Source organism: Bacillus sp. YC2 (genome assembly GCF_019891195.1).
GTDB lineage: Bacteria > Bacillota > Bacilli > Bacillales > Bacillaceae > Bacillus.
The window spans coordinates 67,558-80,965 of the sequence record NZ_JAHXDO010000001.1; the positions used below are offsets into that span (position 1 = coordinate 67,558).

Annotated in this window: 17 protein-coding genes; 1 reads left to right on the top strand and 16 read right to left on the bottom strand. The window is 42.3% G+C overall.

Annotated features, from left to right (window positions below):
• Positions 1 to 4: 4 nt before the first annotated feature.
• From comA to degQ, 5 genes are all read right to left on the bottom strand, one after another.
• Positions 5 to 649: a two-component system response regulator ComA gene (comA, locus tag KY305_RS00350; RefSeq protein ID WP_214814425.1), complete on the bottom strand. Its 645-nt coding sequence runs from the start codon at positions 647 to 649 to the stop codon at positions 5 to 7.
• An 80-nt stretch (positions 650 to 729) separates the two neighbouring features.
• On the bottom strand, positions 730 to 3,036 hold the full coding sequence (locus KY305_RS00355) for a sensor histidine kinase (protein WP_223060871.1): 2,307 nt from the start codon (positions 3,034 to 3,036) through the stop codon (positions 730 to 732).
• 19 nt (positions 3,037 to 3,055) lie between these two features.
• The gene (locus KY305_RS00360) at positions 3,056 to 3,232 is read right to left on the bottom strand and encodes a competence pheromone ComX (RefSeq protein ID WP_223060872.1); all 177 of its coding nucleotides are present in this window, start codon (positions 3,230 to 3,232) and stop codon (positions 3,056 to 3,058) included.
• Positions 3,232 to 4,116: a class 1 isoprenoid biosynthesis enzyme gene (locus tag KY305_RS00365; protein ID WP_223061592.1), complete on the bottom strand. Its 885-nt coding sequence runs from the start codon at positions 4,114 to 4,116 to the stop codon at positions 3,232 to 3,234. The genes KY305_RS00360 and KY305_RS00365 overlap by 1 nt, the downstream gene beginning before the upstream one ends.
• A gap of 184 nt (positions 4,117 to 4,300) precedes the next feature.
• Positions 4,301 to 4,441 carry a degradation enzyme regulation protein DegQ gene (degQ, locus tag KY305_RS00370; protein ID WP_061522314.1) on the bottom strand — a complete coding sequence of 47 codons (141 nt, stop codon included), beginning with the start codon at positions 4,439 to 4,441 and terminating at the stop codon, positions 4,301 to 4,303.
• Positions 4,442 to 4,903: 462 nt separating this feature from the next.
• On the opposite strand from degQ, the gene KY305_RS00375 reads away from it, so the two are divergent.
• Positions 4,904 to 5,245, top strand: a complete 342-nt coding sequence (locus KY305_RS00375) for a YuzC family spore coat inner layer protein (protein ID WP_223060873.1) — start codon at positions 4,904 to 4,906, stop codon at positions 5,243 to 5,245.
• A 9-nt stretch (positions 5,246 to 5,254) separates the two neighbouring features.
• On the opposite strand, the gene KY305_RS00380 is transcribed toward KY305_RS00375, so the two are convergent.
• The 11 genes from KY305_RS00380 to essA form a co-directional block, all read right to left on the bottom strand.
• Positions 5,255 to 6,478: an EAL and HDOD domain-containing protein gene (locus tag KY305_RS00380; protein WP_223060874.1), complete on the bottom strand. Its 1,224-nt coding sequence runs from the start codon at positions 6,476 to 6,478 to the stop codon at positions 5,255 to 5,257.
• Between the two features lie 129 nt (positions 6,479 to 6,607).
• Positions 6,608 to 8,074, bottom strand: a complete 1,467-nt coding sequence (locus KY305_RS00385; protein WP_223060875.1) for a nicotinate phosphoribosyltransferase — start codon at positions 8,072 to 8,074, stop codon at positions 6,608 to 6,610.
• A gap of 17 nt (positions 8,075 to 8,091) precedes the next feature.
• Entirely contained in the window at positions 8,092 to 8,643 is a 552-nt protein-coding gene (locus KY305_RS00390) for a cysteine hydrolase family protein (RefSeq protein ID WP_223060876.1), read from the bottom strand.
• Between the two features lie 94 nt (positions 8,644 to 8,737).
• Positions 8,738 to 9,136 (bottom strand): YueI family protein, encoded by a 399-nt coding sequence (locus KY305_RS00395; RefSeq protein ID WP_223060877.1) that lies wholly within the window; start codon positions 9,134 to 9,136, stop codon positions 8,738 to 8,740.
• Between the two features lie 68 nt (positions 9,137 to 9,204).
• The gene (locus KY305_RS00400; protein ID WP_214803462.1) at positions 9,205 to 9,453 is read right to left on the bottom strand and encodes a YueH family protein; all 249 of its coding nucleotides are present in this window, start codon (positions 9,451 to 9,453) and stop codon (positions 9,205 to 9,207) included.
• A gap of 71 nt (positions 9,454 to 9,524) precedes the next feature.
• The gene (locus KY305_RS00405; protein ID WP_214803459.1) at positions 9,525 to 9,746 is read right to left on the bottom strand and encodes a spore germination protein; all 222 of its coding nucleotides are present in this window, start codon (positions 9,744 to 9,746) and stop codon (positions 9,525 to 9,527) included.
• A gap of 63 nt (positions 9,747 to 9,809) precedes the next feature.
• Positions 9,810 to 10,916 (bottom strand): AI-2E family transporter, encoded by a 1,107-nt coding sequence (locus tag KY305_RS00410; protein ID WP_223060878.1) that lies wholly within the window; start codon positions 10,914 to 10,916, stop codon positions 9,810 to 9,812.
• A gap of 136 nt (positions 10,917 to 11,052) precedes the next feature.
• Positions 11,053 to 11,289: a DUF2642 domain-containing protein gene (locus KY305_RS00415; protein ID WP_223060879.1), complete on the bottom strand. Its 237-nt coding sequence runs from the start codon at positions 11,287 to 11,289 to the stop codon at positions 11,053 to 11,055.
• Between the two features lie 139 nt (positions 11,290 to 11,428).
• Positions 11,429 to 11,959 (bottom strand): HD domain-containing protein, encoded by a 531-nt coding sequence (locus tag KY305_RS00420; protein ID WP_223060880.1) that lies wholly within the window; start codon positions 11,957 to 11,959, stop codon positions 11,429 to 11,431.
• A gap of 185 nt (positions 11,960 to 12,144) precedes the next feature.
• Positions 12,145 to 12,876, bottom strand: coding sequence for a (S)-benzoin forming benzil reductase (locus tag KY305_RS00425; protein ID WP_223060881.1), 732 nt, complete (start codon positions 12,874 to 12,876; stop codon positions 12,145 to 12,147).
• 24 nt (positions 12,877 to 12,900) lie between these two features.
• Positions 12,901 to 13,407, bottom strand: a complete 507-nt coding sequence (gene essA, locus KY305_RS00430; protein WP_223061593.1) for a type VII secretion protein EssA — start codon at positions 13,405 to 13,407, stop codon at positions 12,901 to 12,903.
• Between the last annotated feature and the right edge of the window lies 1 nt (position 13,408).

Sequence of the window (13,408 nt, forward strand, 5' to 3'; positions counted from 1 at the left end):
ACGTTTATAATACATTATCAGATTTGGCGATCAGCACCGCTTCCGTACGTGAGCCGACGTTTAATTTATTAAAAATAGAAGTCAGGCTGTATTCAATTGACCGTTTGCTCAAATGAAGCGCATCGGCGATTTCCTGATTGGTTAAGCCCTTTTCGACCTCTTGCAGAATATGGCGTTCTCTCGGCGTTAAGCGGTCCTGCTCACTTTGAGGGGAAGAAGACGTTTTCGTTTTTTGCTGTGACATCAGCTGTTTGAAATATGAAAAATCGACTAAAATTTGTCCGTTGAGCACGTGGTATATGTATTGCATGATTTTTTCTTTGGATTCAGTTTTGCTGATGGCGCCATGCAGACCGGCGCGGATTGATTCTTCAAAATAATCTTCAACTTCATACCCTGTGTAGACAATAATTTTACAGAGAGGATTCTCTTTTAAGATTTTCTTGGAAAGCTCTATCCCGCTGATGTCATCACCTAAATTTAAATCCATCAATATGAGATCATAAGCTGAAAAATCATGTTGAAGAACAAATTGTTCACTGACATCGGGACTGAGGCAATCAACAGAAAGATTCGTGTCCGTTTCAAGAATCGTCTTAGTGCCCTCCATGACAGCCGGATGATCATCAATCACTAGTATCTTTTTCATGGTTTCCTCCCTTTTACTCATTCATTTCCATTTTATAAAAAAGACTTGGCTTCTGCCAAGTCGATTTAGTGATAAATTGGTTACAATTCCATTTCAATATCCGCTTTAAATCCGTTTCCTTCGCTCGTCTCGATTTTGATGCGGCCATCCAGCGCCCGGACGCGTTCCTTAATACCCGAAAGCCCCATACTCATCGATTGGTCACCGCCTTCTTCCTGATTGTATCCGACCCCGTCATCTTCATAATGCAAAATGACCTTATTTTGGATGCTGATCAGCATAATCAGCACTTCATTCGCCTGAGAATGCTTCAAGGCATTGGAAAGAAACTCTTGAATGATACGATACAAATTCAGCTGCGAATCCAAATCCAGCGCTGCCGTAAACCGCCCGGTATTCAGCCGGATATGAAACGGCGCCCGCTCCTGCTGCTGCGCGGCGAGCTTCGATACCGCCTTGACAAGCCCCAAATCATACAGCAGCTGAGGCCGAAGCTCATGGCACGTCTCCCGCGTCATCAGGATCACATCGGACATCTGTTCATTCATCTGATGAAGCTTGTCCTTCACCTCTAACTGGCAAGGCTCTTCTTTCTTAAAATCAGCCAGAAACAGCTCACACTGCCTCTTCAAAGAAATCAAATCCTGCAGCACCGAATCATGCAGATCACGAGCCAGATCAGAACGCTGCTTTTCTTCGATCGTAAACATCAGTTTTTTGAGCCAGACCGGGTTTGATCCTTGTTGTTTTAAATCTTGCAAGTGGTTCATGAGTTCTTCGATTTGTATAACATTTTCCATAGAGACACTCGTATAGAAAGACAATGTTTTCAGCCATGAAATCTCATCTCGTGTCAGTCTCGGTGTATTAATAGTGGACAAACAAAGCAAAACATAAGAACTTCCCCCACGTTCTCCTATTTTCATTAAAAAACCGCGGTTTAGCTCAATGATTTTACCAATCTCTGTAGTAACTTTCTTAAATTCTTTTGAATACATTTCCCAGTCAGGCTCATTATCCTTTTTATCATGATATAAAATGTCACCCTCAGAGGTAACTTCAAAGACATAAGCTTTACTGACAAGAAGAACATCCAGAATCGTCTTTTTTAGTTCTTTAAACATTTGTTTTAAAGATGTTATACTTCTGATAAGCTGAGTATATTTGAATATACTATCTTGATAATTAAATTTTTCAGAAAAACGTTTTAAACGAAATTTAAAATCTATTATTTCTTTAAAGTAAAATACAGCAAACATTATGATAAAGATGAAAACAGTCTGTCTAATAGGATTCATTTGAAACTCATTTGTTCCCGCCCAGACCGATAAAACTCCGACAATAACTAGCGTTGGGATTACAGCCAGTAAAGTATAATACCTCATTCTTCCTAATATAAATTCTATATCAAATATTTTATTTGCAACAAACTGATATACTAATCCAAATGGGATAAGGACAAGCAATGAGGCTGATAGCAGAGCTGGAAATATATAATCACCAGTTAAAATATTAGGTACGACGTAAAAAAGTAAAAATGGAGCAAAAGAAAGTGTATTTGTCAGAATTAAAACTTTCAAAATATAAGCATGCTCTGAATATTTATATTTATATAAGTGATAGAACACGAGAACAAAACCTGAAAGAGTAACGAGAAAAAACGAGATAAGATTAAGGTTTGTTATAATGTCAAAAGGTAATTTCTTACGAAAAAACTCCATGATAATATTAAAAATCGGGAATATATACAAGATATTGATTAGACGATTTGCAAACTTCTTTCCTAATTCCTCAAAATATTGTTGTATAAACTGAAGATAAAATATAGGAGAAGCTATAAATGTGAACAAATTGACATATCTGTTAAATGAATGTCCTCTAAATGGTCCTCCTGCGCTTATATAAGCAATTGAAATATCTAACAAAAACAAAATTAAAATGTATCCCGCAAACGATTTTCTTGTTTGATTCACCTTTAGAATGTAAAATATACATACTATACTTAAAAAATAAAACACAAGTGGAAGAACGAATACAAAAAAGCTATAGGATTTGTCTAAATTAACAATATCAAAATCATCTAAATGAATTTGCTTTCCATTTCTGCTTACATCTAAACTTTTGATATGACTAAGATTATCTCCTTTTAAAAATTTAGCAGATGGTTTTTCTTTGTTGATTTTTAGAATGATGTCACCTTTTTCTAAACCTACGAATTTCCCGTAAGAAGTTTCTGACATCTCTATTACTTGGAATTGTTTGTTTTTATTTTCAATAACTTTTGTCCCGATTATAATCCCATTTATGTTTATATAAGAAACATAGCAAACATAAACGATGCTTAAGATAATGACTGAAATAGTGAATTGTTTAATAAAGTTTTTCACATATTACACCACCGAACATTTATCCTTTTTCCCATTGCTCTATTTTTCCGTCATTTTTCACAACGGAAGATTCTTCAAATGAATTGATTAATATTTGAGTAATACCTAAATCATAGCCTAATAAACATGCTTCATTGGCTTGTAATTTTTTTAATACTTCCGGATATTTCAATATATAATTAATTAAATCCTGCATTATACTTCATTCCCCCTATTAACTACATACTTTTTCAATTTATCTATTTTACTGTTTTCAAGATTTAGTCCATCTATAGCATGTTCACATTTTTGCTTATACAATTGGTGTAAAACTGAAACATACTGAGTAACACCTGCATCAGTTAATGTCTGAATAAAAATGTGTTTATCAGATATAAACTTAAGGTGTGTTTCTCTATGAGAAAACATACGAACCAATTTTTCAGAAGGCTCGTTAAACATCCTCTTAAGGTACAAGTTGATTAACGTGTGTTTATCTTTTGAAATATCACTGCGTTTAGAGCTGAAAAGAGTCAGATAATCACTATATATCTGTTCAAACATTCCTTTGTAATAGGAATACGTTTCAACAGTTTCATTATACTTTCCAGTTGCTAACATAGTACCTGCCACATTGGATAGAGCGAATAGACTCCCGCATTTTAATCTAATGACCTCTAAGCTTTCATCTTCTTTCTCTGGCTTATTGATTATGTCATCGTGTTGCCCTTGCATAGCGTCTTGTGTATATTTCAGTATGTAAGTAAGAATTAAGGGATTCATGTTAATTGAATTAATCCCTTGCAGCCCTGCTGTGTATAATGAAAAAGCTGCGCTTAAAGCTTCTGAATGGTCTATCTTCATCCAAAGGGCTTGATTGTTATCTTCATCTTCAAGATCATCGATAATATCGGCGGAAAGCGTAAGAATTTCAATTCCCGCCGCAAGTTTCTCAGCAGTCTTAAAATCCTTTCCGCCAAAAACTTCATAATGCAATAAAGCAGATTCAGCAAAGGTTAAATATTTTCTGGATTCAACAAACCCAAGAAGAAGCTGTAGTAAATGTTCGTTGAATATGTTTTGCTCTATTATACTCTTCATTTTATTCTTGATTTGGTCGGCATCTAAACACATTTGCTCAATAATTGTCTTCACCCTCCCATTCTATTTTACTAAATACAGATGATGAAAGACAGCAGGTTTTTGGTTTTTTAACAATCGTATAATACTTTATCCATGAAATGTATAAAAAATGCACAAAAAAAAGACTTGTTTCCAAGTCTTTTTAAGAAATTTTCATTGCATATGAGAATTTATCGAGTTGATCAATGCTTTTGTTAATGTTTCGCAGTGAGTCGGTTGTTTCTCTGATATCATGTTCAAGTCGGAATAATAATTGCTTTACTTCTTCTAATTTCTTTTCCACCGTTTCCACACTCCTTTTTTTGAAAGATCAATGAATTGTGTATGGTGAACGAGTCCTAGGTATTTGATCTGTTACTAATAGTGTAAACGTTTTTGCGTGATTTTTCACCGAAAAGTATGTGTAAAAGTATCTGCGTGACACCGCAAATGCCGGTAATCCCATAGTCCCGAATAGGTCATAAAGCGAACAGGACTATATATCTACGATATTGACAGACGTTTGGGACAGAGCGGGTAAAAATCGTGTGGCGGTTGTTTTTTTAATGGTTTTCTGACAATTCACCAAGGACTATAGTCCTTAGCGCCGCAATTTCAAAAATAAATGGGCGAACAACAGCGCATAACCACCGACAAACACCGAAAAGACCGCAACCCCGCATTGTGGTCTTTTGCATGGCATATCTCGTTATGGCGGCGCCTATACTCATGTATAACGAATGTTTTCTTAGAAGGAGGCTGCCGCATGCATTATGTGTACCCATGCTGTCCTGTTTTACACGCCGCGCCGTTCCGCATTCCTGCGGCCTTTCCCCCGATTCACGCAGAATCTTTGACAGGGTCCGCAAAGGATGCTGCGGGCATGCTTGGTGATGCCCAGCTGCTGCTTACGCGTCTGTCAGCATCAAAAGAGCTTGCGCGCCGCATCCTCACCGCAGCCCAATCATCTGATGTTGCGATGGTAAAGCGGCTGGTTAAACAGACCGGCATCAAAAATGACTTTGATGTCACGTTCAATCCCGACGGCATCCGCATCAGCCTGATCAGAGAGCAGAGCCGGTTTATTATCGCGCTCAGATGGTCATAATGAAAAACCTTATTCCACGATAAGCTGCCGGCACCACTCGATGGCCTGCAAATAACATTCATAGGCTTCTTCTTTGTCCAGTTCTTTTCCCCACTCATCACAGTCCCAATTGTTGCATTCAATGGCTTTCACGAGTCCGAGCATCTTGTAATAATCGTTTTCATAGCCAAGAAGGGCCTGTCCGACTTCATCGATTAAAGGCAGTTCTTTTACAATCTCCTCTAACTCTCTGTGCAGGAGTGTATCAATCAGTGAAAACATGCCGATCAGCATATAAGAGGAGGGCTGCGGTCTTGCGGTTTTTTTCGCCAACAGCTCACACAGCTTTGCCCTGATTAATGAGATCTTGATGATTTCTTTTTTGCTTGAATGGCTTTTTGTCGTTAAGTCTCTGAAAGAAAGAATGTAAATCCAGCGCTTTATCTCATTCAGCCCAAGCATCATGATGGCCTGCTGGATGCTGTCTATCTTTTTTTTCAGCCGTGTTTGTGATCCGTTTAAAAAACGCAAAATCTGATAGGATAATGTGACATCCCGTTCTATGTATTCCGTGACTCGCTGTATATTAGGCTGGTCTTTGTTTAATTCGTTTAACAGCTCGTAGTAAGAATGAAAATGAAATGCCAGATCATTACCGCTGATGACACGCGGTTCACTGAAAAAATATCCTTGAAACAGGTGGAAGCCATCCATGGCGGCCTGTTTATACTCTTTTCTCGTCTCCACTTTTTCCGCTAAATAAATCAGGCTTTTACAGCTGTAGTTCTGAATGATTTTTTTGCGTTCAAAGCGTGAGCATTGTAAAAAATCGATCTTTAAAATATCAATATATTTCATCAGCTGTTCCAATAATTCTTCATTCGCCGGATTGATGGTGTAAAAATCGTCAAGGGCTAACGTATATCCTAATCTTTTCAGCTGTCTGCATCTTGAGATCAAAGCCGGAGTGATCGGGATGTCCTCAAGAATTTCGATAATCAGCTGGTCAGGATCGAAGGAGGTAGGGAGATCTGAAAACATCAAGCTTTCTGTAAAATTCACAAAGCAGCGTTTCCCCTCAGTCAGCTTTTCAATTCCGATGTTGATAAAGCTGTTAATAATGAGATCCGTTGTCGCTTTATCTCCGTCCGCAGCCGAATAACGGTTCTCTTCGCTCTCCCGGTAAAGAAGTTCATAAGCAACAACCTGTTCGTTTCTATTGAAAATAGGCTGTCTCGCAACAAACACCTTCATTGATTTACCCCCTTAGGTGCGGCCTTCGAGATTAAGTATATCAAATAATTTGACGAAATTTGTCTAAATGTGAAAAATATTATTGCAAACTAAAAGCCTTCCCGCCAATCGGAAAGGCCTTTTTGTCATCTATTCAAGTTCCTGTTTCAGCCGGCTTTTGATTTCATGAATCCGGTGCATTTTATTGCTCCAGCAGTCTTCACTTAAATCAACCGGGTATTCTTCCGGCTTGCTGATCCGCTTGTATTCCTCCCACAGAAGCTTGAGATTATCCTGCACATATTGCTGGATATCCGTAATTTCAGGATTATCGTAGCACAAAACGCCATTTTCAAAAATCGGCTCATGCAGGTCTTTCGCATAGAAGTCGGTCACGAATTTGCTGACGAACGTGTGAACGGGATGAAACATTTTTAAGCGTTTCTGGTCATTGACCTGTTCGTCGTAAAGAGCAATGTAATCCCCTTCAGAATGATGGTTCAGCTTGTTGATAATCCGGTATACTTTCTTTCTGCCCGGAGTTGTCACCTTTTCAGGGTTTGATGAAATTTTAATGGTATCCGTCAATTTGCCGTTTTCTTCAATTGCTACGAGCTTGTAAACCGCACCGAGAGCCGGCTGATCATAGGCGGTAATCAGCTTGGTGCCGATTCCCCACGTATCAATTCTCGCCCCCTGCGATTTAAGGTTTAATATTGTATGCTCATCAAGATCGCTTGAGGCAATCACCTTTGCGTCTTTGAATCCCGCTTCATCAAGCATTTCACGCGCTTTTTTAGAAAGATAGGCTAAGTCCCCGCTGTCCAGGCGGATGCCGATAAAATTAATGCGGTCGCCGAATTCCTTTGCGACTTTAATCGCATTCGGCATGCCTGAACGGATCGTATCATACGTATCGACTAAAAACACACAGTCTGTATGCGTCTCGGCGTATTTTTTAAAAGCGGTATATTCGTCACGGTACGCCTGCACAAGGGCATGTGCGTGTGTGCCCGATACCGGGATATTAAAGCGCTTACCGGCTCTTACATTACTCGTTGCGCTGAAGCCGCCGATCAGAGCCGCTCTCGCTCCCCACATGGCCGCATCCATTTCGTGGGCGCGCCGCGTTCCGAATTCAAGCGCGTCTTCATCGCCGACCACGCCTTTGATGCGGGCCGCTTTCGTGGCGATTAATGTTTGGTAATTCACAATGTTGAGCAAAGCGGTTTCAATCAGCTGTGCTTCAATGAGGGGCGCTTCGACGCGCATGATCGGTTCGTTGTTAAAAACGAGTTCCCCCTCTTTCATGCTGTATAGAGAGCCTGTAAAAGACAGCCCCCGCAAATAGTCAATGAAATCATCCTGATAGTTTAATTCCGTTTTTAAATAATTAAGGTCGCTGTCGGTAAATTTGAAGTTCTCCAAGTATTCGATTGCTTTTTCTAAGCCCGCAAATACCGCATAGCCGTTTTCAAAGGGAAGCTTTCTGAAAAAAAGCTCAAAAATCGCTTTTTTCTCATGAATGCCGTCTCTCCAATACGTCTCGGCCATATTAATTTGATAAAGATCTGTATGTAAAGACAAACTGTCATCTTTAAAACCATGCTCCACCAAAATTATTTTCCCCTTCCTTACTCTGCCACTTGCGCTCCGATGCTGTTCTTAAAATGGGACAGGGCCCACTCGTGCCCATCCGGATTAAAGCTTGCCACAGCGTGCTTATGAACGACGATCTGAAAACCTTTGTTGTAGGCGTCAACCGCCGTATGCAAGACGCAGATGTCGGTGCACAGGCCGGCAAGATGCAGTTCAGTGATCTGCCGCTCCCGCAGTTTCAGCTCTAAATCCGTTCCCGCAAAAGCAGAATATCTCGTTTTTTCCATATAGCTTACGTTCTTTGCGTATTCATGTTTCCGATAAAGAGGCAATAGCTTTCCGTACAGCTCTTTCCCCTTTGTACCTTTGATGTTATGCGGAGGAAACAGTCGTGTTTCGGGATGAAAGACATCGTCTGCATCGTGTGAATCTACTGCAAAGACAACGTAATCACCGTTTTCAATAAACGCTTCTGTCAATTTGACAATCGTTTCTTCAATTTGCCTTGCGGGCTCTCCGCAAGTTAATGCTCCGTTCTCTGCCGCAAAGTCATTCGTATAATCAATGCAGATAAATGCTTTTTTCATAGCCGGCCTCCCCGCCATTCATATGTGAACATTATATCCTATCTCCACTTGTAAGTGAATTGGCATTGTAAAAAAGACAAACCGCGGTTTGTCTTTAAGGTTTCAGGAGTGAGCGCTTAAAAATGTCATCCTGAACGTAAATGCTGTCACGGTTCATGGCATCATCGGCGGCAAACACAAGGCCGAGCGGGGTTTCAAATTGAAGATCCGAGATGACGGAGCTTCTGACGCCGGCTGCTGACGCGAGCTTCATATAAGGCGAATAGGCATGATAAGGAAGCTTTCCGTTTATATAAAGCACCGCTTTTGTGCGGCTCTTCAGCGCCCGCTTCACTTCTTCATACGGTGTCTTTTGCAGCACCTGCCCCTTCGTCAGGGCAATGATGACTCTTTCGCGAAGCGAGCCTAAAAATAGATGGCGCTCATCCGGTTTTGTCTGGAGAGGACCATACATTCCCTGCTGTAAATAAAGATCAACCGTTTTATCGCTCATCGGCCTGTCCCTCCTCTGCATGTTCTATCATGATCGCCGCGGCCGGGCAGCGATCAACCCGTTTTTCTTTACATTTCAGTCACCCAGTGGGTGATTTTGCGCGCAAGCTCCAAAGCAGGCTCTTCTTCTGTCAGCTTGCTGAACGATTGGTGCAGTCTTTGCACGAGCGCGTGTTTCTCTTCCTCGTAAGAAATGATTGTGCTCCATTCCAGCTCAGGAACGGCAACGAGGGTATGCTGCTCTTTTTTATTTTCATGCAGATACACATCGCCGATCATTCCGGCCGGCACGGTAATGTTCGCTTTTCTGATTTTCATGAGAATTCTCCTTTTAAAAAGACTGATTCTATTATACTACAAAAAAGCAACAGCCTCCCAAAGGGAGGCTGTCACCCGTTAAACCATTTCGGTTCGTCGAACAGATCAATATCTTCGAAGAGCGTTTTGCTGAATTTATTATTGACTTTGGCAAAGTCGCCGGAATGAAACCACCCGGCTCCCGCGGCTGAGTGATCCACGGCTTTTGGGGAGATCGCAAACACATCCCCGAAGCTCGCCGCGGCGTCTCCGTTTAAACTCATAATATAAATCGGTCCCACAATTGCAGGCATACCCTACACCTCCGCCCTTATTTACAGCATTTTATGCGCTGAACCGGGAGGTGTGCCCGTTTTTTATTTCGGCTTGCGGCTGTCTTCACGCTTTGAGCGCTGGCGCAGCCTGATGAGCCGGACGATATTTAAGACAAAGGCTTTTAAGACGGCGTAGACCGGCACGGCCAAAATCATGGCGAGAATGCCGCCGAAACTGCCTGCTCCGACAAGCAGCAGAATAATGGTGAGCGGGTGGGTATTCAGCCGCTTCCCGATCACAAGCGGAGACAGCAGATTTCCATCAAGCTGCTGAACGACCACGACGACGATAATCGCAAACAGCGCCTTCGCCGGCGAATCCATCAAAGCGATAATCACCGCCGGAGCGGCTCCCAGAAACGGCCCGAGATACGGGATGATATTGGTGACGGCGATCACCATCCCGAGAATTAACGCATACGGCAGACCGATGATCCAGTACCCGATAAAGCAAGCCGTTCCGACAAAGAGGCAGATTAAGAGCTGGCCTTGAAAGTAAGCGGCCAATGTGACATATAAATCATTAAATATTTTCAAGCCTTCCGTCCGGTAGGAAGAAGGCAATATTTTAACCGCCAATCGCGGAAAACGCTGCCCGTCCTTCAGCATATAAAACAGAATAAACGGAACGGTAATCACGACAAGCGTAATATTCGTGACGACGCCGAAAACCGCAGAAAGGCTTGCGGTAACATTTTGCGGGAGGCTCTGTAAAAAGCCCGTCAGCGACTGCTGAATTTTTTCAATTGAGACAAAATCCTGCGTCATCATCCACGTAAACCATTTAGAATGGGATAACTCATTCGTTAAGCCCTGAATTTGATTGATATAATCCGGAAAATTGTTAAACAGCCCGGTGACCTGCGAGGCGACGATCGGGCCGATTGCGGCAAACATAAAAGCAATCAGGCCGATAAAAACCAAATAAATGAGCAGGATTGCCAGCGTCCGGGGAATTTTTTTCTCAAGCAGACGCACAATGGGATTAAAGATGAAAAATAAAATTCCTGAGATCAGGATCGGGAAAAACAGGGTTGTGATAAATCCGAAAAACGGCTGAAAAATAAACGATACTTTCGTTGAAACATAAATAATGAGCAAAACAAGCAAAATTTGCAGCGTCCAAAAGTGGACCTTTGATTTCAACAAGCTTTTTCCTCCTATTGTCAAGTGAACTTGTACTGTGATTGTACCAAAAAAAAGCCTCGAGGATCTATGTATCTCAAAAAAGAAGACGCACCGGGGAATTGAAGGGCCGCCTCCGGTTTGCGCCTATTTCGGTTGATTACACCCGTTCAGTATAGTCAGGCATGACAGAAACCATGTGGCGGTTTCTGATATAAAACACATGATCGCAGTATTCTTCGATGGCGATATGGTCAGGCGTGGCATCAATCAGCCGCCCCCTGAAGATACGTCTGACGGTTTGAATGATGAGCCTTGAGCCGATAAGCTTATGGATGGTCTGGTAAACATAAGGGTCTGCTAACGATACGATTTGCGGGCTTCCTTGATGGGCCATTTTCGCTGATCCCCTTTACTATGTTTTCCATCAGCATATGCAGCCGCCAAAGAATATGACACAGTACGTCTTAGAGGGGCAAAAAGGTAATAGGAAAATTGCGGAGTTATGTAAAAGCGGAAAAGGCCGCAGGAGAGGCCTATACTGTCTTTCTTATGGGATATTGGGCTTGGTCAATTAACTGATCAAGCTTTTGGATTTGTTTAAGCGCGGCCGTATGGCCGATTTGGCGGTAGTGATGGTGGCCGCCCGGTTCTTCATCCAGTTCATCCGCTTTTTTCACAATTTGCTGGAGCGTATTCTTGTCCAGTTCGCCCTCAGGCAGATAGGAATCGGTATGAAGCAGAATCGCCAGCGCAATTTCCTTCGCCGCTTTCGGTTCTTCACCGAGCCGTATGAGCAGCTTATGCGCCCGTTCCGCACCTTTAATGGCATGGATATCGTTTCTTCTGTACTTCTCATAATCCCATTTGCCGTCTGTGTACCATTCATAATGGCCGACGTCATGCAGTAAAGCCGCTTTCGCCGCAAGATCCGGGCTGACGCCTGCTTTTACGGCCAGACGATATGCATGAAACGCGCAGGCTATCGCATGGGCGACTCCGGAGCGCTGTAAATATTTTTGTGCGATTGGATGGGTGAAGACATCCATTAACGTAACATTTCTCATGGAAACCCCTCCTTATATATATTTTTAGAATCCTAACATAAATTGAGAAGAAACTCAATTCATCTGTCACATCAGCCGTTCGCATCCCCTCTATTTCTTATACCCCTTGTACAGGGTTTCAGTCATTATATGCATGAATATTGCAAAATGATTGGGCAAATAAAAAAAGAGCAGTTTGACCTGCTCTATAAAAATTCTTTTATGTCATATATCCGGCCGTTTTCCACTTCGCCTGAAATCAGCGAGTGAATGACGCCGGCGATATATTCCGGGCTGCGCAGACTTTTTGTTTCTTTCAGATTGCGGAACCGTTCGATATCATGAAAATCTTCTTTCGATGAGGAACGGATGACGCCTTGCATGTCTGTATCCATAACGCCCGGCGAGAATGAAATCATGTGTGCCGGAAGCTCTTCATCCTCTTGTTCAAGCCCGAATGTTCTCGTAAACATATCGAGCCCCGCTTTTGAGCTGCAATACGCGCTCCATCCTTTGTAAGGGTTTTTCGCCGCACCTGATGTGATGTTTACGATCGTTTTCTTTCCGCTGAATGCTTCAAAACGCTTCGTAAACATTTGGCTGAGCAAAACGGGGGCCGTCAGATTAAGGGTGTAGTGGCGCTCCAATTCTTCCATGGAAGCCTCTTTCGCCCGCTTGATCGGCGCTACCATCCCGGCGTTATTGATTAGTGTGACGGCCGTGTACCGTTCCGGCTGAACCTGATCGAGTATCGCTTTCATTTGGTGCTCGGTGTCTGCCAGATCCGTCAAATCAACGCTGTATTCTGTCAGCCCTTCGCGTTTCTCCCCGCTTACCGTTCTGGATAACGCCGATACTTCATGGCCTTCTTTGAGCGCCTGCTCCATAAGTGCGCGGCCCAAGCCTTTTGAGGCGCCTGTAATAAGAAAAAACTGCATGAAAATCCTCCTTTTTTTCTTATTTTACGTTCTGCCCCTGCGGGAATACAAGCGATCCGTCTGCGGTTTGGACTTTTCCTGCACCGTGACTTTCGGAATCAGATAGACAATCGCGGCAATACCGAGCAGGATCAAAACAGAATAAATGACGGGTAGCAAAAAGGATGTCTTCTCTTCTTCTTTTTCAGTTTCAGAGGTATGCTGCATTGCCGGCTCTGAAAAGGTAATTCCCAGTTTCTTTGATTGCGCAGTGATCGTATTCGGTTCGATGTCTGATGATGTGAACAGGCTTGATATCAATTTTTTATCCTGATTTTCGGCCGGTTTCTCAAACGTGATGTCCCTTTGTTCTTTTGGGAGCGCCGTTTTTTCCTCGGAATAGGCATCATCATGCAAATAATTCGTACGAATCTCTATGTCTTTCTTTTCATATTCATTCGGCTTGACGTCGGTATTTTCCTCAGTCTTAGCAAGAGCAGCGGGTATGAAAAGGAAAAAGGAGAGCATAAAAAGCATGATCCCCTTTTCCATT

Bases quoted from the DNA above. Each gene is read 5' to 3' on its own strand.
- comA (WP_214814425.1), bottom strand. From the start codon at position 649: ATGAAAAAGATACTAGTGATTGATGATCATCCGGCTGTCATGGAGGGC.
- KY305_RS00360 (WP_223060872.1), bottom strand. From the start codon at position 3,232: ATGCAGGATTTAATTAATTATATATTGAAATATCCGGAAGTATTAAAA.
- KY305_RS00365 (WP_223061592.1), bottom strand. From the start codon at position 4,116: ATGAAGAGTATAATAGAGCAAAACATATTCAACGAACATTTACTACAG.
- KY305_RS00375 (WP_223060873.1), top strand. From the start codon at position 4,904: ATGCATTATGTGTACCCATGCTGTCCTGTTTTACACGCCGCGCCGTTC.
- KY305_RS00380 (WP_223060874.1), bottom strand. From the start codon at position 6,478: ATGAAGGTGTTTGTTGCGAGACAGCCTATTTTCAATAGAAACGAACAG.
- KY305_RS00390 (WP_223060876.1), bottom strand. From the start codon at position 8,643: ATGAAAAAAGCATTTATCTGCATTGATTATACGAATGACTTTGCGGCA.
- KY305_RS00395 (WP_223060877.1), bottom strand. From the start codon at position 9,136: ATGAGCGATAAAACGGTTGATCTTTATTTACAGCAGGGAATGTATGGT.
- KY305_RS00400 (WP_214803462.1), bottom strand. From the start codon at position 9,453: ATGAAAATCAGAAAAGCGAACATTACCGTGCCGGCCGGAATGATCGGC.
- KY305_RS00405 (WP_214803459.1), bottom strand. From the start codon at position 9,746: ATGCCTGCAATTGTGGGACCGATTTATATTATGAGTTTAAACGGAGAC.
- KY305_RS00415 (WP_223060879.1), bottom strand. From the start codon at position 11,289: ATGGCCCATCAAGGAAGCCCGCAAATCGTATCGTTAGCAGACCCTTAT.
- KY305_RS00420 (WP_223060880.1), bottom strand. From the start codon at position 11,959: ATGAGAAATGTTACGTTAATGGATGTCTTCACCCATCCAATCGCACAA.
- KY305_RS00425 (WP_223060881.1), bottom strand. From the start codon at position 12,876: ATGCAGTTTTTTCTTATTACAGGCGCCTCAAAAGGCTTGGGCCGCGCA.
- essA (WP_223061593.1), bottom strand. From the start codon at position 13,407: ATGGAAAAGGGGATCATGCTTTTTATGCTCTCCTTTTTCCTTTTCATA.